The 17,407-nt window shown below is 71.8% G+C and carries 15 protein-coding genes; 11 read left to right on the forward strand and 4 right to left on the reverse strand.

The features are described from left to right. The first annotated feature begins 74 nt into the window (after window positions 1-74). From BUE44_RS19170 to pssA, 9 genes are all read left to right on the forward strand, one after another. The gene (locus tag BUE44_RS19170; protein WP_073500070.1) at window positions 75-1,172 is read left to right on the forward strand and encodes an Rv2578c family radical SAM protein; all 1,098 of its coding nucleotides are present in this window, start codon (window positions 75-77) and stop codon (window positions 1,170-1,172) included. 495 nt (window positions 1,173-1,667) lie between these two features. Next, window positions 1,668-3,404: a 3-hydroxyacyl-CoA dehydrogenase family protein gene (locus BUE44_RS19175; protein WP_407640037.1), complete on the forward strand. Its 1,737-nt coding sequence runs from the start codon at window positions 1,668-1,670 to the stop codon at window positions 3,402-3,404. Window positions 3,405-3,495: 91 nt separating this feature from the next. Continuing rightward, on the forward strand, window positions 3,496-4,287 hold the full coding sequence (locus BUE44_RS19180) for a TetR family transcriptional regulator (RefSeq protein ID WP_073500072.1): 792 nt from the start codon (window positions 3,496-3,498) through the stop codon (window positions 4,285-4,287). Between the two features lie 377 nt (window positions 4,288-4,664). Continuing rightward, window positions 4,665-6,110 (forward strand): crotonyl-CoA carboxylase/reductase, encoded by a 1,446-nt coding sequence (gene ccrA / locus BUE44_RS19185; RefSeq protein ID WP_073500074.1) that lies wholly within the window; start codon window positions 4,665-4,667, stop codon window positions 6,108-6,110. Further along, window positions 6,110-8,113, forward strand: coding sequence for a protein meaA (locus BUE44_RS19190; protein ID WP_073500076.1), 2,004 nt, complete (start codon window positions 6,110-6,112; stop codon window positions 8,111-8,113). The genes ccrA and BUE44_RS19190 overlap by 1 nt, the downstream gene beginning before the upstream one ends. A 2-nt stretch (window positions 8,114-8,115) precedes the next feature. Then, window positions 8,116-8,622, forward strand: a complete 507-nt coding sequence (locus BUE44_RS19195; protein ID WP_073500078.1) for a MaoC family dehydratase — start codon at window positions 8,116-8,118, stop codon at window positions 8,620-8,622. A 3-nt stretch (window positions 8,623-8,625) separates the two neighbouring features. Continuing rightward, window positions 8,626-9,840: an acyl-CoA dehydrogenase family protein gene (locus BUE44_RS19200; RefSeq protein WP_073500080.1), complete on the forward strand. Its 1,215-nt coding sequence runs from the start codon at window positions 8,626-8,628 to the stop codon at window positions 9,838-9,840. Between the two features lie 181 nt (window positions 9,841-10,021). Then, window positions 10,022-10,669 (forward strand): phosphatidylserine decarboxylase, encoded by a 648-nt coding sequence (locus BUE44_RS19205; protein WP_073500082.1) that lies wholly within the window; start codon window positions 10,022-10,024, stop codon window positions 10,667-10,669. Continuing rightward, window positions 10,656-11,507, forward strand: coding sequence for a CDP-diacylglycerol--serine O-phosphatidyltransferase (gene pssA / locus BUE44_RS19210; protein WP_073500084.1), 852 nt, complete (start codon window positions 10,656-10,658; stop codon window positions 11,505-11,507). The genes BUE44_RS19205 and pssA overlap by 14 nt, the downstream gene beginning before the upstream one ends. Window positions 11,508-11,850: 343 nt before the next feature. Here the strand turns inward: pssA and BUE44_RS19215 are convergent, their stop codons facing one another. Then, window positions 11,851-13,002, reverse strand: a complete 1,152-nt coding sequence (locus BUE44_RS19215; RefSeq protein ID WP_073500086.1) for a glycerate kinase — start codon at window positions 13,000-13,002, stop codon at window positions 11,851-11,853. Window positions 13,003-13,124: 122 nt separating this feature from the next. Between BUE44_RS19215 and BUE44_RS19220 the strand changes: the two genes are divergently transcribed. Beyond that, window positions 13,125-13,628 (forward strand): NUDIX domain-containing protein, encoded by a 504-nt coding sequence (locus tag BUE44_RS19220; protein ID WP_073500088.1) that lies wholly within the window; start codon window positions 13,125-13,127, stop codon window positions 13,626-13,628. 1 nt (window position 13,629) lies between these two features. On the opposite strand, the gene BUE44_RS19225 is transcribed toward BUE44_RS19220, so the two are convergent. Next, window positions 13,630-14,100 (reverse strand): SCP2 sterol-binding domain-containing protein, encoded by a 471-nt coding sequence (locus tag BUE44_RS19225; RefSeq protein ID WP_073500090.1) that lies wholly within the window; start codon window positions 14,098-14,100, stop codon window positions 13,630-13,632. Window positions 14,101-14,426: 326 nt separating this feature from the next. Here BUE44_RS19225 and BUE44_RS19230 point away from each other — a divergent pair, with 326 nt between their 5' ends. Next, window positions 14,427-14,735: a hypothetical protein gene (locus BUE44_RS19230; protein WP_073500092.1), complete on the forward strand. Its 309-nt coding sequence runs from the start codon at window positions 14,427-14,429 to the stop codon at window positions 14,733-14,735. 93 nt (window positions 14,736-14,828) lie between these two features. Here the strand turns inward: BUE44_RS19230 and BUE44_RS19235 are convergent, their stop codons facing one another. Together BUE44_RS19235 and BUE44_RS19240 are read right to left on the reverse strand one after the other, a co-directional pair. Next, the gene (locus BUE44_RS19235) at window positions 14,829-16,259 is read right to left on the reverse strand and encodes a phytoene desaturase family protein (RefSeq protein WP_073500094.1); all 1,431 of its coding nucleotides are present in this window, start codon (window positions 16,257-16,259) and stop codon (window positions 14,829-14,831) included. A gap of 115 nt (window positions 16,260-16,374) precedes the next feature. Continuing rightward, window positions 16,375-17,388 carry a TIGR03842 family LLM class F420-dependent oxidoreductase gene (locus BUE44_RS19240; protein ID WP_073500096.1) on the reverse strand — a complete coding sequence of 338 codons (1,014 nt, stop codon included), beginning with the start codon at window positions 17,386-17,388 and terminating at the stop codon, window positions 16,375-16,377. Window positions 17,389-17,407: the final 19 nt, after the last annotated feature.

The raw sequence follows: 17,407 nt of genomic DNA on the forward strand, positions 1-17,407 counted from the left end.
AACCACACCCGCTTTTCGAATCTGTGTTCTATTGTGGACCGTGACAGCACACCCGACGACCGGAGGAGGGCGCGATGCGCTGGGACCAGCTGGGCCGGGACGACGCCACGGCCGCGCTCTTCGGCACCGACGCGGTGACCCGCCGCTTCGACACCCCCGAATTCCGCGGCATCACCTTCCACGAGGTGCGGGCCCGGTCGATCCTGAACCGGGTGCCGGGTGCGTCGCGGATGCCCTTCGAGTGGACGGTCAACCCCTACCGCGGGTGCAGCCACGCCTGCGTCTACTGCTTCGCGCGCAAAACGCACAGCTATCTGGACCTGGACACCGGGCACGACTTCGACACCCAGATCGTGGTGAAGACCAATGCCGCGGAGCTGCTGCGCCGCGAACTGGCCGCTCCCCGCTGGCAGGGCGAGCACATTGCGATGGGCACCAACGTCGACTGCTACCAGCGGGCGGAGGGCCGCTATCAGCTGATGCCCGGCATCCTGGCGGCGCTGCGGGACCGGGCCAACCCGTTCTCGATCCTCACCAAGGGCTCGCTGATCCTGCGCGACCTCGAACTGGTGCGGCAGGCCGCGCGCGTCACCGAGGTGTCCGTCGCGCTGTCCGTCGGCTTCCTCGACGGCGAGCTGTGGCGCAGCGTGGAACCGGGCACGCCTTCCCCCCAGACGCGCCTCGCGGTCTGCCGCACCTTCAGCGAGAACGGCATACCGTCCTCGGTGCTGATGGCGCCGGTGCTGCCCTTTCTGAGCGACTCGCCCGAGCAGTTGCGGGAGACGGTCCGGGCCATCGCGGCGGCCGGCGCCGGGTCGATCACCCCGCTGGTGCTGCACCTGCGCCCCGGCGCCCGGGAGTGGTACATGGCGTGGCTGGCCCGCAACCACCCGCATCTCGTGCGGCGCTACGAGGCGCTGTACGGGGCCGGGTCGTACGCGCCGACGTGGTATCAGCGCCGCATCACCCGCCAGGTGCACGAATTCGCGGCCGAGTTCGGCTGCGGCCCGGCCCGCCGCAGCGGCTTCCGGCAGGACCCGGGGAAGGACCGGGGGCCGGGGCGGGCGCAGGAACCGGGACAGGAGCAGGGGAGGGAGCGGCAGCCGCCCGCCGCGGCACCGGCGTCCCGCCCGACCGCCGAGCCGGGGGACACCCAGCTGACCCTGCTCTGACGGGACCGCGCACGCCGCATCTTCTGCCGGCCGTACTCCACGGGGGCGTACGGCCGGCAGATCACCGCCCGCCGCCGGGAGCCGTTCGCGCTCATCTGTCGGCGGTGCAGATCACATGCGCGCAGGGGTGGCGCGGAAGTTACCCGCCAGTTACGCTCGAAGGCACCGTGTACGGCGGCCTGGTGACGCAGCCGCCGCGCACTCGTAGCACCACGTCGGTCCGGCATCATGACGGCGCGGCCCCGGGACAGGGCCCGCCGGTATCCCACGCGGGCGCGCACATCTTCGCGACCGGCCCGCGACTCCGCCACACCACCGCCTCCCAGCCGTGCGCGCACCGCCGCGCCCGGTCTCCTCAGCGTCTGGAGTCACGCGATGGACCGTCCCTCAGCAGCCCCGGAATCCGCAGCCCCCGCCGCAGCGCCGTCCGCGGCGCCGTCAACCGAGACCGCCGTCACTCCCCCGTCCGTCATCGCCGTGATCGGCCTGGGCACCATGGGCTCCGGCATCGCCGAGATCATGGCCAGGGCCGGCCACGAGGTGATCGGCGTTGACCTGGACGCCGTGGCGGCCCGCCGCGCGGTCACCGCGCTGGAGGCCTCCACGGCGCGTGCGGTGGAGCGCGGCCGCTGCACCGCCTCGGAGCGCAACGACGTGCTCGCCCGCTTCCGCACCTTCCCCGACCTGCAGGCCGCCGCGGCCGCCGACCTGGTGATCGAGGTGGTGGACGAGCGCTACGAGACCAAGCGCGACGTCATCACCGCGCTCGACCGGATCGTCAAGCCGGGCGCGATCCTGGCCACCGGCACCAACGCGCTGTCGGTGACCCGGCTCGCCGCCGAGACCGGCCGCCCCGACCGGGTGCTGGGCCTGCACTTCTTCGCGCCCGCGCAGGCCATGAAGCTGGTCGAGGTGGTGTCCACCGTGCTGACCTCGCCGGAGACCACCGCGGCCGTCACGGCCCTGGTCCGCAGCCTCGGCAAGGAGCCGGTGCCGGTCGGCGACCGGCCGGGATTCATCGCCGACGGGCTGCTTTTCGGGTATCTGAACCAGGCCGCGGCAATGTACGAAGCCCGCTATGCCACCAGGGAGGACATCGACGCGGCGATGCGGCTGGGCTGCGGCCTGCCGATGGGGCCGCTGGCCCTGCTCGACCTGATCGGCGTGGACACCGCGACCACCGTCCTCGACGCGATGTACGAGGCGAGCAAGGACCGGCTGCACGCCCCGGCGCCCGTGCTGCGGCAGCTCACCGCGGCCGGGCTGCTCGGCCGCAAGTCGGGCCGCGGCTTCTACAGCTACGAGGCCCCGGGCGGCTCCACGGTGGTGCCCGACGCGGAGACCCCGGCGCAGGACCGGGTGCCGGCGCGGGTCCGTGACGTCGGCAGCGTCGGGGTGGCCGGTTCGGGGACCATGGCGACGGGTATAGCCGAGGTTTTCGCGAAGGCCGGTTTCCCGGTGCAGTTGGCCGCGCGCAGCCCGGAGAAGGCCGAGCAGGCGGTGGCGCGGCTGGCGAAGTCGCTGGACCGCTCGGTGGCGCGGGGACGGCTCAGCGCGGAGCAGCGCGACGCCGCCGTCGCCCTGGTCACGCCCGCGGCCTCCTACGACGCCCTGGGGCAGGCCGACCTGGTGGTCGAGGCGGTCGCCGAGGACCTCTTCGTCAAGCAGGAGCTCTTCCGGGTCCTGGACAAGGTGTGCAAGCCGGGCGCGGTGCTGGCCACCACGACCTCCTCGCTGCCGGTGGTCGCGATCGCCCGGGCCACCGAGCGCCCGCAGGACGTCGTCGGGATGCACTTCTTCAACCCGGCGCCCGCGATGAAGCTGGTCGAGGTGGTGCACACGGTGCTCACCGCCGACGACGTGCGGGCCACCGTCCACCAGGTGTGCGGGGTGCTGCGCAAGCACCCGGTGGACTGCGGCGACCGGGCGGGCTTCATCGTCAACGCGTTGCTCTTCCCGTACCTGAACAACGCGGTGAAGATGGTGCAGGACCACTATGCGAGCGTGGACGCCATCGACGCGGCGATGAAGCTCGGCGGCGGCTACCCGATGGGGCCCTTCGAACTGCTCGACGTGGTGGGCCTGGACGTGTCGCTGGCCATCGAGCAGGTGCTGCACGAGGAGTTCCGCGATCCGGGGCTCGCGCCCGCCCCGCTGCTCGAACACCTGGTGTCCGCCGGCTGCCTGGGCCGCAAGACCGGCCGCGGCTTCCGCGAGTATGCCCGCCGCTGAGCGGCCGGCCGGTCGCGGCGCCCGTGCGGCGGGCTGGGGCGGTTTTCCCCCGGCCGCCGGACGGGCGGGTCCGTCGTGTTACGTTCCCCACATGTCCCAGTCCGCGAAGTCCGGTGTCCCCGAGACCGCGACCGTCCGCCGCGCCGCCGCCCAGCGGCACCGGGTGCGGCAGGACCTCGCGTCGGCCGCGATGCACCTGTTCGCGACGCAGGGCTACGAGGAGACGACGGTCGACGAGATCGCCGCGACCGCCGGTGTGGCGCGGCGGACCTTCTTCCGGCACTTCCGGTCCAAGGAAGAGGCGATCTTCCCCGACCACGACGACACGCTGGTGCGCGTGCAGGCCGTGCTGGACTCCGCCGACCCGCACGAGCACCCGCTGGACACCGTCTGCCGCGGTATCACCGAGGTTCTGCGGATGTACGCGCAGGTGCCCGAGATCTCGGTGGAGCGCTACCGGCTGACCCGGGAGGTGCCGACGCTGCGGGAGCGCGAGATCGCCTCGGTGGCCCGCTACGAGCGGCTCTTCACGCGCTATCTGCTGGGCCACTTCGACGAGGGCGCGCAGGGCTACGGCGACGACGACCCGCTGCTCGCCGAGGTCGCCGCCTCCGCGGTGGTCGCCGCGCACAACCACGTGCTGCGGCGCTGGCTGCGGGCGGACGGCAAGGGCGACGTCGAGGCGCAGCTCGACCACGCCTTCGACGTCATCAAGGCCACCTTCGGCACCGGTATCGGAGCCGGGCGCATACCTTCCAGGGCCGCCTCCACGACTCCGGCGACGGTGTCCAGGCACGGCGAGGTGGTGGTCGCGGTGGCACGCACCGACGCCTCACCCGCGCAGATCCTGCGCAGCATCGAAGAGGCGCTGCGCAAGGCCTGAGCACCCTCCCCACCGCCTGAGCAGCGGCCGTCCGGCCTTCCGGGTGGCCGCTGTTGCCCATTTACCGCCGCGGGGTGACACTGAGAAGAAAAAATGGCACGCAGTGTCTTTACGACTGGCACGCGGTGCCATACGGTATCCCCAGTCCGGGCGGACGGCATGCGGTGATCCCTCGCAGGCCGGCTGTCCCCCAGGCCCGGACGCCTGCGTCACAGGCACTCCGCGCCACCGCGCGGCCCTTCGCTCCACCGTCAGGCCCTTGCCGGACCGACGACGGCACCTCCATCCCACCCGACCCCCGCGTTCCCGCGCACACCACGGCACACAGCCCCGCACCACCGGTGTGCACGCGGAACGCTTCGCCGGAGGCGAGTCATATGAAGGAAATCCTGGACGCGATCCTCGCAACCGACAGCACGGCCGCCGACTTCGCGGCGCTGAAGCTGCCCGCGTCGTACCGCGCGGTCACCGTGCACAAGGACGAGGCGGAGATGTTCGCCGGCCTGGCCACCCGGGACAAGGACCCGCGCAGCTCGCTGCACCTCGACGAGGTGCCGGTGCCGGAGATCGGCCCCGGCGAGGCCCTGGTCGCGGTGATGGCCAGCTCGGTGAACTACAACTCGGTCTGGACCTCGATCTTCGAGCCCGTCTCGACCTTCGCCTTCCTGGAGCGCTACGGCCGCATGTCGCCGCTGGCCAGCCGGCACGACCTGCCCTACCACGTCATCGGCTCCGACCTGTCGGGCGTCGTGCTGCGCACCGGGCCCGGGGTGAACAAGTGGCAGCCCGGCGACCGGGTCGTCGCGCACTGCCTGAGCGTGGAGCTGGAGTCGGCCGACGGCCACAACGACACGATGCTCGACCCCGAGCAGCGGATCTGGGGCTTCGAGACCAACTTCGGCGGCCTGGCCGAGATCGCCCTGGTCAAGTCCAACCAGCTGATGCCCAAGCCGGAGCACCTGAGCTGGGAGGAGGCCGCCGCCCCCGGCCTGGTCAACTCCACCGCCTACCGCCAGCTGGTCTCCCGCAACGGCGCCGGCATGAAGCAGGGCGACAACGTCCTGATCTGGGGTGCCAGCGGCGGGCTCGGCTCGTACGCCACCCAGTTCGCGCTGGCCGGCGGCGCCAACCCCATCTGCGTCGTCTCCAGCCCGGAGAAGGCGGAGATCTGCCACCGCATGGGCGCGCAGGCGGTCATCGACCGCAGCGCCGAGGGCTACCGCTTCTGGAGCGACGAGCACACCCAGGACCCCCGCGAGTGGAAGCGCTTCGGCGGCCGTATCCGCGAGCTGACCGACGGCGAGGACGTCGACATCGTCTTCGAGCACCCCGGCCGGGAGACCTTCGGCGCCTCGGTCTACGTGACCCGCAAGGGCGGCACCATCGTCACCTGCGCCTCCACCAGCGGTTACACCCACGAGTACGACAACCGCTACCTGTGGATGAGCCTCAAGAAGATCGTCGGCTCGCACTTCGCCAACTACCGCGAGGCGTGGGAGGCCAACCGGCTGATCGCCAAGGGCAAGATCCACCCGACCCTGTCGCGCACCTACAGCCTGGCGGACACCGGCCAGGCCGCCTACGACGTCCACCGCAACCTCCACCAGGGCAAGGTCGGCGTCCTGGCACTGGCTCCCGAGGAGGGCATGGGCGTGACGAACCCGGCCCTGCGCGAGCAGCACCTGTCGGCGATCAACCTGTTCCGCGACGCGCCAGCGGGGCGAACCGACCAGCACAGCCGCGACGCGCCAGCGGGGCGAACCGACCAGCACAGCCGCGACGCGTCAGCGGGGCCGAGCGACCAGCAGGGCAGGGGCGTCTGATGACCGCCGCACCGGGCAGGAAGGACCGCCCCTGGCTCATGCGGACCTACGCCGGGCACTCCACCGCCGAGGCCTCCAACGCGCTCTACCGGAGCAACCTCGACAAGGGCCAGACGGGGCTCTCCGTGGCCTTCGACCTGCCGACCCAGACCGGTTACGACGCCGACCACGTCCTGGCCCGCGGCGAGGTCGGCAGGGTCGGGGTGCCGATCGCGCATCTCGGCGACATGCGGCGGCTGTTCGAGGACATTCCGCTGGAGCGGATGAACACCTCGATGACCATCAACGCCACCGCGATGTGGCTGCTGGCGCTCTACCAGGTGGTCGCGGAGGAGCAGGGCGCGGACATCGCCGCGCTGCAGGGCACCACCCAGAACGACATCGTCAAGGAGTACCTGTCCCGCGGTACGCATGTCTTCCCGCCGGTGCCGTCGCTGCGGCTGACCACGGACATGATCACGTACACCGTCCACCACATGCCCCGGTGGAACCCGATCAACATCTGCAGCTACCACCTGCAGGAGGCCGGGGCCACGCCCGTACAGGAGATCGCGTACGCGATGTCCACCGCGGTCGCGGTGCTCGACGCGGTCTTCGCGTCCGGGCAGGTGCCGGAGGAGCGCAGGGGCGAGGTGGTCGGCCGGATGTCCTTCTTCGTCAACGCCGGCGTCCGCTTCGTCGAGGAGATGTGCAAGATGCGGGCCTTCGGGCGCATCTGGGACGCCGTCACCCGGGAGCGCTACGGCATCCAGGACCCCAAGCACCGGCGCTTCCGCTACGGCGTGCAGGTCAACTCGCTGGGCCTGACCGAGGCGCAGCCGGAGAACAACGTGCAGCGCATCGTGCTGGAGATGCTGGCCGTCACGCTGTCCAAGGACGCCCGCGCGCGGGCGGTCCAGCTGCCCGCGTGGAACGAGGCGCTGGGCCTGCCCCGGCCCTGGGACCAGCAGTGGAGCCTGCGCATCCAGCAGGTGCTCGCGCACGAGAGCGACCTGCTCGAGTACGACGACATCTTCGACGGCAGCCATGTGGTGGAGGCGAAGGTCACCGAGCTGGTGGAGCAGGCGACCGCCGAGATGGCGCACATCGAGGAGCTGGGCGGCGCGATGGCGGCCGTCGAGTCCGGCTATCTGAAGTCCGAACTGGTGGCCTCGCACGCCGCGCGCCGGGCGAGGATCGAGTCGGGTGAGGAGAAGATCGTCGGCGTCAACATCCACGAGAGCACCGAGCCCAGCCCGCTGACGGCCGACCTGGACACCGCGATCATGACGGTCGACCCGGCGAACGAGGCGCGCGTGGTGGCCGCACTGCACGACTGGCGGCTGGCCCGCGACGAGCCGCGCGCGCAGGCCGCGCTGGAGGCGCTGCGGTCGGCCGCGGCCGGTACGGAGAACCTGATGGCGGCGACGCTGGACTGCGCGCGGGCGGGCGTGACGACCGGCGAGTGGTCGTGGGCGCTGCGGGACGTCTTCGGCGAATACCGCGCCCCGACCGGGGTCGGCGCCGCGCCGGTCGCGGTGTCCGCCCAGGACGGCAGCCCGCTGGCGGACGTGCGCCGCAAGGTCGCGGCGACCGCGAAGGAGCTGGGCGGCGGGCGGCTGCGGCTGCTGGTCGGCAAGCCGGGCCTCGACGGGCACTCCAACGGCGCGGAGCAGATCGCGGTACGCGCCAGGGACGCCGGCTTCGAGGTGGTCTACCAGGGGATCAGGCTGACCCCGGAGCAGATCGTGTCGGCCGCGGTGGCCGAGGACGTGCACTGCGTGGGCCTTTCGATCCTGTCCGGGTCGCACGCCGCGCTGGTGCCCGACGTGCTGGAGCGGTTGCGCAGGGCGGGGGTGGACGACATCCCGGTGGTCGTCGGCGGCATCATTCCGGCCGGGGACGCGATCGCGTTGAAGGCGGCCGGTGTGGCGGCGGTGTTCACACCCAAGGACTTCGGTATCACCGGGATCATCGGCCGGATCGTGGACGAGATCCGGCTCGCGAACAAGCTGGAGGTATGACTGTGCAGTTCGGCCGCACATATGAGGAGTTCGAGGTCGGTGCCGTCTACAAGCACTGGCCCGGAAAGACGGTCACGGAATATGACGACCACCTCTTCTGCCTCCTCACCATGAATCACCACCCGCTGCACATGGATGCCCACTACGCGGAGAAGGCGACCGACTTCGGCCGCAATGTGGTCGTCGGGAACTACGTCTACTCGCTGCTGCTCGGCATGTCGGTGCCCGACGTGTCCGGCAAGGCCATCGCCAACCTGGAGGTCGAGTCGCTGCGGCACGTGGCGCCGACCTTCCACGGCGACACCGTCTACGGCGAGACGACGGTGCTGGACAAGTGGCCGTCGAAGTCCAAGAGCGACCGCGGCATCGTCCAGGTCGAGACCCGCGGGCACAACCAGGACGGCACCCTGGTCTGCGTCTTCCGCCGCAAGGTGATGGTGCCCACCGCCACGTACATCGAGCAGCGGGGCGGGGAACAGCCCGGGCGCCCGCAGCCGGAGGGGAACTGAGAGATGGCCGACCGACTCGCGCAGACCGACGGGCTGACCGACGTCCAGCAGGAGATCCTCTCCACCGTCCGCAGTTTCGTGGACAAGGAGATCCTGCCGGTCGCCACCGAACTCGAACACCGTGACGAATATCCCACCGACATCGTCGAGGGACTCAAGGATCTGGGCATCTTCGGCCTGATGATCCCCGAGGAGTACGGCGGCCTCGGGGAATCGCTGCTGACGTACGCGCTTACCGTGGAGGAGATCGCCCGCGGCTGGATGAGCGTGTCGGGCATCGTCAACACGCATTTCATTGTGGCGTACATGATCAAGCAGCACGGCACGCAGGAGCAGAAGGACTACTTCCTGCCGAAGATGGCGACCGGAGAGGTGCGCGGCGCCTTCTCGATGTCGGAGCCGGGCCTCGGGTCGGACGTCTCGGCGATCCGCACCAAGGGCGTACGCGACGGGGACGACTACGTCGTCAACGGGCAGAAGATGTGGCTGACCAACGGCGGCTCGTCGAACCTGGTGGCGGTGCTGTGCCGCACCGACGAGGGGCAGCCGGACGACGCGCCCGCGCACCGGTCGATGACGACCTTCCTGATCGAGAAGGAGCCCGGTTTCGGGCCCAACCCCACGGTCCCCGGCCTGACCGTGCCCGGCAAGATCGACAAGATGGGCTACAAGGGCGTCGACACCACCGAGCTGATCCTGCAGGACGTACGGGTGCCGGCCGACCGCGTGCTGGGCGGGGCCGGCGGGCGGGGCTTCTACCAGATGATGGACGGGGTCGAGGTGGGCCGGGTCAACGTGGCCGCCCGCGGCTGCGGTGTCGCCAGAAGGGCCTTCGAGCTGGGCATCTCCTACGCGCAGCAGCGGCACACCTTCGGCAAGGCCATCGCCGAGCACCAGGCGATCCAGTTCAAGCTCGCCGAAATGGCCACCAAGGTGGAGGCGGCGCACCAGATGATGGTCAATGCCGCGCGCAAGAAGGATTCCGGCGAGCGCAACGACCTGGAAGCCGGGATGGCGAAATATCTGGCGTCGGAGTTCTGCAAAGAGGTCGTCGAGGACGCCTTCCGCATCCACGGCGGCTACGGCTTCTCCAAGGAGTACGAGATCGAGCGGCTCTACCGGGAGGCTCCGATGCTGTTGATCGGCGAGGGAACAGCAGAGATCCAGAAAATGATCATCGGCAGGCGTCTCCTGGAGGAGTACCGGATCCAGGGCTGAATGTCCCTGTTTATGATGATTTAACCGAGGCGAAGGTCACACTGTGTCATGCCCGACGCCACCGGAACCAGCCATCGACTCGCCCTTGCGCTTGCCCAGTTGCCGGTGTCAGCCGATACCATCGAGCAAAGCCGCCGTCCCCAGAAGTAATTCGCGGCATCCTCCGCTACGAAGGTCTTCCATGCCCCACAGCCATTCCCCTGCTCCACGCGGCCAGGTCCGCCTCGCACGTGGCGCATCTCCGTGGCTCCTGCCGACCGTGGCCACCGCCGCGGTCTCCCTCGCCAAGGCGCGGCGCTCCGGCCGCTGGGCAACCGTGGCCGTCCCCGCCACGGTGCTCGCGGCCGGGATGCTGTGGTTCTTCCGCGACCCAGAGCGGGAGATCGCCGACGGCCGGGTGATCAGCCCGGCCGACGGCGTGGTCCAGAGCGTCATGCCGTGGAAGGACGGGCGCACCCGCGTCGCGATCTTCATGAGCCCGTTGAACGTGCACGTCAACCGGGCGCCGCTCACCGGCACGGTCACCTCCGTCGAGCACATTCCCGGCGGATACGTACCGGCGTTCAACAAGGAGAGCGAGAACAACGAGCGGGTGGTCTGGCACTTCGACACCGAGGCCGGTGACATCGAGATGGTGCAGATCGCCGGGGCGGTCGCGCGGCGCATCGTGCCGTACGTGCCGCGCGGCTGCAAGGTCGAGCGGGGCGAGCGGATCGGGCTGATCCGCTTCGGCTCCCGGGTCGACGTCTACCTCCCGGCCGGGATCGAAGCGGGTGTCGAGGTCGGGCAGACCACCACGGCTGGGGTGACACGCCTTGACCGTGACTGATCACGACACGACGCAGTCCACGTGGGTCTCCGAGCTGCAGGACGAGGTCGACGACCTCCCCCTGTCGACCCGGCTGTCCATCGCCGACGCGCTCACCCTCGGCAATGCGATCTGCGGCTTCATGGCGGTGTACTTCACCACCACGGGCGTGCTGGTGCCGCACCTGATGGGTACGAGCGACGGCGGCATGTCCAAGCACAGTGCCGCCACGGCGGTCACGCTCATGCTGCTCGCCTCGGTCTTCGACCTCTTCGACGGGCTCGTCGCGCGCAAGCTGCGCAGCTCGGCCATGGGGGCCGAGCTGGACAACCTCTCCGACCTGATCAGCTTCGGGCTCGCCCCGGCGTATTTCGTGGTCGTCTGGGGCCTGGTCGCCGACGACGCCTACGGCAAGGTGTCCGCGGTCGCCGCGGTGCTCGTGGTGCTCGCGGTGGTGCTACGGCTGGCCCGCTTCTCCTGCACGACGCTGCGGGACGGCGTCTTCCAGGGCATGCCCAGCCCCTTCGGGGCGATGACCGTGGTGTCCGTGGTGCTCCTCGAACTCCCCTTCGTGCCGACCATCGCGGCGATCGTGGGCGTGGCCTGGCTGATGGTGAGCCGGGTCGAGTACCCCAAGCCGCGCGGGCGGCTGGCCGTCGTCACGCTGGCCTGGATCCTGGTCAGCATGGGCTGCCTCACCGCCTGGACGCTGGACGCCCCCGGCGGCCACCAGCTCCTCCAGACCGGTGCGGCGCTCCAGTGCCTGGCCGCGGCGGTCATTCCCTGCTTCGCGACGACGCGGCGGGTGAACACGATGCGGGCCAATCGCCGCGAGGCGCGGGCCGAGGCCATTCGCTAGTCCCGCGTGCCCGGGGTTCCCCCGGGACCCTCTGCCTGGCACCCTCCGCCGCTTCCCGCGGCCGGGGGGTGCTTTGCGTGGGGCTCGCCGATCCCCTGCGGGGGGCGGGGGCGGTGGCGACGTCCGCCCGTCGACGGCCGGGCGCGCCGTTCCCGGCGCCCCTGGGGGCTCGGCTGCCGCCGAGGCCCAGCCACCCGGCCCGGGGCAGGGGACGGCAGGGACAGCCCCCACGGGGCAGTGGCGACCTGCGGCACGCGACGGCTGGGCGGGCAGTTCTCCCCCAGCGCTTCGCCTGGGGGTACCCCCACGCGCCCCTGGGGGCTCGGGCCCCGCCCCCCGGGGGCTAGGTCAGGAAGTCGTGGGCCAGGTTGGCGGAGAGGTGTTCCAGGAGGGGGCCGGCTTGGGACATGGAGCGGGTGGGGTCGGGCTCCAGGTCGGAGAGGGCGTAGGCGCGGCGGATGCCGGCGGTGCCGAGGGCGGCCGGGGGGAGGGTGAGGCGGCCGCAGACGGCCACGACGTCGATACCGCGGGCGCGGGCCGCGCGGGCGACGCCGGCGGGGGCCTTGCCGTGGAGGGTCTGCTCGTCGAGGGAGCCCTCGCCGGTGATGACGAGCGTGGCGCCGTCGAGGGCCGCCTCGAAGCCGAGGACGTCGAGCAGCACCTCGATGCCGGGCCGGAAGGCCGCGCGCAGGCCGACCAGGGCGCCGAAGCCGATACCGCCGGCGGCACCGGCGCCGGGCGCCTCGGCCTCCGCGGCGGCGTCGAGCACCTCGGCGTAGCGGGCGAGGGCCGCGTCCAGGACGGCGACGTCGGAGGGGGAGGCGCCCTTCTGCGGGCCGTAGACGGCCGCCGCGCCCTTCGGTCCGAGCAGCGGGTTGTCGACGTCGCCGGCGAGCACCACGTCGGTGGCGGCCAGCCGCGGGTCGAGCCCGCCGAGGTCGGCGGTGGCCAGGCCGGCGAGCGCGGCGCCGCCGGGTGCGACCGGCGCGCCGGCGGCGTCGAGCAGCCGGGCGCCCAGCGCGCTGAGCATGCCGGCGCCGCCGTCGGTGGTGGCGCTGCCGCCGACGCCGAGCACGATCGTGCGGGCCCCGGCGTCGAGCGCGGCCCGCAGCAGCTCGCCGGTGCCGTACGTGGTGGCCGTGAGCGGTGCGAAGACGCCGGGCGGCAGGTGCCGCAGCCCGGAGGCCTCGGCCATCTCGACCACGGCGGTGCCGTCGCGCAGCGCGTACGCCGCCTCGACGGGCTCCCCGAGCGGCCCGGTGACGCGTACCGTCCGCCGGTCGAAACCGGCGGCGACCGCCGCGTCGACCGTACCGTCGCCGCCGTCGGCGACCGGCAGCGCGGCCACGTCGAGGCCGGGTACGACGGAGCGCAGGCCGGCCGTGACGTGCTCGGCCACCTGCACCGCGGTCAGCGAACCCTTGAACTTGTCGGCGGCGATCAGCACACGCCCGGTCGAACTTCCTGTGGTGTCGGACACCCTGGTCTTCTCCATCCGGTACGGAACGTCGCGCCGTTCGGACCCTATCCCGGCCCGGCCGCCGTGCCCATCGGCGACGCCGCCGGTGCCGGGGCGAACACGGTCCGCAGGCGCGCCCGGCACCGTAAATTGGCGTTATGACCATGGACTTCGCGACCTACATCGCCGGCCTGCCCAAGATCCTCGCCGGCGCCAGCATGCTGTGCCGTTCGGCGGACGGGCGGATTCTGATCGTGGAGCCGAACTACCGCGACGACGGGACGTGGACGCTGCCCGGCGGCACGATCGAGTCGGACCGCGAGGAGACACCGCGGGAGGGTGCGCGGCGGGAGACCCTGGAGGAGATCGGGCTCGACGTGGTGCCGGGCGCGCTGCTGGTGGTCGACTGGTCCTCGGGGCCGGGGCGGCCGCCGTCCGTGAGCTTCCTCTTCGACGGCGGGGTGCTGTCGCAGGAGCAGCTGGCCGCGATCCGGTTGCAGGAGGAGGAGCTGGACTCGTGGCGGCTGGCCGCTCCCGCGGAGCTGGACCGCTTCTTCTCGCCCGGCCAGGTCGGCAGGCTGCGGGCCGCCCTGGCGGCGCTGGCCGCGGGCGCCGGGGCCGCCGAGCTGGTCAACGGCCGCCCGGCGGTCGCGGAGGGGTGATTCAGGGCTTGGGGATGTCGAAGTAGTACGTCAGGCCGCCGGCCAGCCGGATGTCGCCCTTGACCTTGAGCTTGCGGGTGAAGAAGAGCGTGGGGCCGGACGCGTTGCCGGAGACGAGGCGGAGGAATTCGGGGGCGGCCATGGTGAGGCTGAGCTGCGGCTCGCGGTCGGTGCGCTCGGGGGTCACCGTGCAGGTGCCGCCGCCGATGTGGGTCTCGTAGACGTCGTCCTCGCCGCCGTCGCCGGCGGTGATGCGCCAGCGGATCAGTGCGTCCTTGCCGGCGGCGGCGTCGGGCTTGAAGAGGGTGTGCATCCGGCCGAAGACCTCGTCGAGCACCCGGCGGCGCTGCTCGCCGCTCATCAGCTCGGTGATCTGCCGATTGGGCGTGCCCCTGACGATCCGGGCGAATTCAACGGGCTCGACCGAGCCGAAGTCCAGGGTCTCCAGGTCGAGATCGTCCAGTGCGGGCATCGGCCACCGTCCTTACTCCAGCGTAAACTTACCGGCGAGTAAGCCTAGTTTCCGTACGCCTCGGTGACAACCCGCACCCGGCGGAGGTGACCGATCCCGTGGAAGATCCACGAATGGTGCGGAAAGCTGCGACACAGAGCAACCTTTACCCCTATGCTTCCGGTTCGGCATCCGTAACTGCCTGCGGAAACGGGTGCCTTGCGGCCTGAGCCGCACTCTCTTCGGCATGCCCCCCACCCCACTGCGGCCCGCGACGGCCGCATGTCGTGTTTGCCGGGCTGCCCGTTCCCACCGCTCCCGTTCCACCATCGAAAGGCACGTGTCCCATGTCCCAGCCCCAGACCCTCGGCAACGGCCAGAACACCTCGTGGGAGAAGTTCTGGTACGTCCTCGGCTGCATCTACTTCGGCGCCGCCTACCTCTCCAAGGTCCCGGGCAAGAAGGCGCTCAGCGAGTACGGCCTGGTCGAGATGACCGGCGCCGAGAAGTTCTGGTACGTCGTGCAGTGCATCTTCTTCGGTGCCGGCTACTTCAACAAGATCATCGTGAAGAAGGCGCTGTCCGAGGTGCGCTTCGCCGCCCCGCAGGGCTACGCGGCGCCGGCCGGCGCCCAGTCGTCGCCGTACGCGCCCTGACCGCAGCCGCCACCCGGTCCTGCGCTGCTCCGACCTGAGCCGCCGCCGGTCCTGCGCCGCCTCCCGCCAGGGGCGGCGCGCGCGGCAGCGGTGTCAGCGCCTGGCCGTGGCGCGCAGGTGCCGCAGGACGGCACGGGCTGCGTTGTGGCCGCTCATGCCGTGCACCCCGGGACCGGGCGGGGTCGCCGAGGAGCACAGGAAGACCCCGGGCCGCCGGGTCGCGTAGGGCACCGCGGCGAGCCGCGGGCGCAGCACCGCCTGGAGGCCCGCGAAGGCGCCGCAGGCCACGTCGCCGCCCACGTAGTTGGCGTTGCGCGCGGCGAGCCCGGCGGGCCCGGTGGTCGCGCGGGCCAGCACCAGGTCGCGGAATCCCGGCGCGAAGCGCTCGATCTGCCGCTCGACGGCGTCGGTGGCGTCGCCGTGCCAGTCGTGCGGGACGTGGCCGTAGGCCCAGAAGACGTGCTTGCCCTCCGGCGCCCTGGCCGGGTCCACCACGCTGGGCTGCGAGGTGATCAGGAACGGGGTGTGCGGCGGCCGCCCGGTGACCGCCCGGTTCAGGGCGTCGCCGATCTCGGTGTACGTCGGCCCGATGTGCACGGTGCCGGCCCGCCGCGCCGCCTCCGCCGTCCACGGCACGGGGCCGTCGAGGGCGTAGTCGATCTTGAAGACCGAGGGGCCGTAGCGGTAGCCGCGGTAGGCGTCGCCCAGCGCGGCGATCCTGGCCAGCGCGGTCGGCGAGGTGTCGAAGACATAGGCGCGGGCCGGCGGCAGCTCGTCCAGCTTGCGCACGGTCACGCCGGTGCGGATCTCGCCGCCCAGTTCGGTCAGATAGCCGGCCAGCGCGTCGGAGATCGACTGCGAGCCGCCGCGGGCCACCGGCCAGCCCCGCTCGTGGGCGGCGAGCGCGAACATCATTGCCATCGCGCCGGTGAAGGGCTGGCCCAGCCGCGAGATCGCGTGGCCGGCGAGCCCGGCGAGCATCCCCCTGGCCTTGGCGTCCCGGAAGCGCAGCGCCAGCAGCGCGGCCGGCGGGGTCCCGGTCAGCCCGAAGCGCAGGAAGCGGTAGGGGTCGCGGGGTATGCCGGCCCACGGCGGGCGGAAGAAGTCGGCGGCGATGGCGTCCCAGTGGCCGGTGTAGGGCGCCATCAGCTTGCGGTACGTGCCCGCGTCGCGCGGCCCGAGGGACGCGGCGGTCTCGCCGACCGTACGGCCGAGCACCGCGGCGGTGCCGTCGGGGAAGGGGTGCGCCATCGGCACCTCCGGCTGCAGCCACTCCAGGCCGTGCCGGGCCAGCGGCAGTGCCTTGAAGGCGGGCGAGCCGATGCCGAAGGGGTGCACGGCGGAGCACGGGTCGTGCCGGAAGCCCGGCAGCGTCAGCTCCTCGGTGCGCGCACCGCCACCGACGGTGTCGGCGGCCTCGTAGACCTGCACGCTCAGGCCCGCGCGGGCCAGTTCGACCGCGGCGGTCAGCCCGTTGGGTCCCGCTCCGACGACGACCGCGTCGGCGACGACGGCCCGCCTCACGGCCGGGCCGCCGTCCGGCCGGCCGGGTTGTCCTGCACACCGACTCCGTTGCCCATGGCGCCATCCAACCAGACGCCGGGGCACTGTGGTTCCGCACCCCGTACGGCCGCCGCCCTCATGACATCGCCGGGATCACCTGCTCGCCATAGGCGTCGATCGTCGACTCCTTGGCGTCGTGCATGTCGTAGACGGCGAAGTGGTCGACGCCCAGGTCCCGCAGTGCCTTGAGCTTGGCGACATGGGCCTGCGGCGGCCCGATCAGGCAGAAGCGGTCCACGATGTCGTCGGGCACGAAGGCGGTGTCGGGGTTGCCGCTGCGGCCGTGGTGGGCGTAGTCGTAGCCGTGCCGCTGCTTGATGTACGCGGTCAACTCGTCGGGGACCAGCGCGGAGTGCTCGCCGTAGCGGCCGACCAGGTCGGCGACGTGGTTGCCGACCATGCCGCCGAACCAGCGGCACTGCTCGCGGGCGTGCGCCAGCGCGTCGGGCGAGTCGTCGGCGGTGACGTAGGCGGGGGCGGCGACGCAGACGGTGACGGCCGCCGGGTCGCGGCCCGCGGCCGCCGCGGCGGCGCGCACCGCCTTGACCATCCACTCGGTGAGGTAGACGTCGGCGAGTTGCAGGATGAAGCCGTCGGCCAGCTCCCCCGCCATGGCCAGCGCCTTGGGCCCGTACGCGGCCATCCACACCGGCAGCCTGCCGTCCTCGACCCACGGCAGCCGCAGCGCGGTGCCGTCGACCGTGGCCTCCCGCCCCTCGGCGAGGTCGCGGATGGCGGTGATGGCCTCGCCGAGCCTGGCCAGCGTGTTGGGCGGGCGGCCCGCGACCCGCATCGCCGAGTCGCCGCGGCCGATGCCGCAGACCGTGCGGTTGCCGTACATCGAGTTGAGGGTGGCGAAGGTGGACGCGGTCACCTCCCAGGTGCGGGTGCCCGGGTTGGTGACCATGGTGCCGACGGTGAGCCGCTCGGTGTGGTCCAGGATGCGGCTGTGGATGACGAAGGGCTCCTGCCACAGCACGGCGGAGTCGAAGGTCCAGCCGTGGGTGAAGCCGTTGCGCTCGGCGCGCCGCATCAGCTCGACGACGTCGGACGCGGGCGGGTCGGTCTGCAGCACGAGGCCGAAGTCCATGGCCGCACTCCTTAGGTGA

It is taken from the genome of Actinacidiphila paucisporea (assembly GCF_900142575.1).
Classification (GTDB): Bacteria; Actinomycetota; Actinomycetes; order Streptomycetales; family Streptomycetaceae; genus Actinacidiphila; species Actinacidiphila paucisporea.

Bases quoted from the DNA above. Each gene is read 5' to 3' on its own strand.
- BUE44_RS19180 (WP_073500072.1), top strand. From the start codon at position 3,496: ATGTCCCAGTCCGCGAAGTCCGGTGTCCCCGAGACCGCGACCGTCCGC.
- BUE44_RS19170 (WP_073500070.1), top strand. From the start codon at position 75: ATGCGCTGGGACCAGCTGGGCCGGGACGACGCCACGGCCGCGCTCTTC.
- BUE44_RS19230 (WP_073500092.1), top strand. From the start codon at position 14,427: ATGTCCCAGCCCCAGACCCTCGGCAACGGCCAGAACACCTCGTGGGAG.
- BUE44_RS19200 (WP_073500080.1), top strand. From the start codon at position 8,626: ATGGCCGACCGACTCGCGCAGACCGACGGGCTGACCGACGTCCAGCAG.
- BUE44_RS19175 (WP_407640037.1), top strand. From the start codon at position 1,668: ATGGGCTCCGGCATCGCCGAGATCATGGCCAGGGCCGGCCACGAGGTG.
- ccrA (WP_073500074.1), top strand. From the start codon at position 4,665: ATGAAGGAAATCCTGGACGCGATCCTCGCAACCGACAGCACGGCCGCC.
- BUE44_RS19220 (WP_073500088.1), top strand. From the start codon at position 13,125: ATGACCATGGACTTCGCGACCTACATCGCCGGCCTGCCCAAGATCCTC.
- BUE44_RS19215 (WP_073500086.1), bottom strand. From the start codon at position 13,002: ATGGAGAAGACCAGGGTGTCCGACACCACAGGAAGTTCGACCGGGCGT.
- BUE44_RS19190 (WP_073500076.1), top strand. From the start codon at position 6,110: ATGACCGCCGCACCGGGCAGGAAGGACCGCCCCTGGCTCATGCGGACC.
- BUE44_RS19205 (WP_073500082.1), top strand. From the start codon at position 10,022: ATGCCCCACAGCCATTCCCCTGCTCCACGCGGCCAGGTCCGCCTCGCA.
- BUE44_RS19240 (WP_073500096.1), bottom strand. From the start codon at position 17,388: ATGGACTTCGGCCTCGTGCTGCAGACCGACCCGCCCGCGTCCGACGTC.
- BUE44_RS19225 (WP_073500090.1), bottom strand. From the start codon at position 14,100: ATGCCCGCACTGGACGATCTCGACCTGGAGACCCTGGACTTCGGCTCG.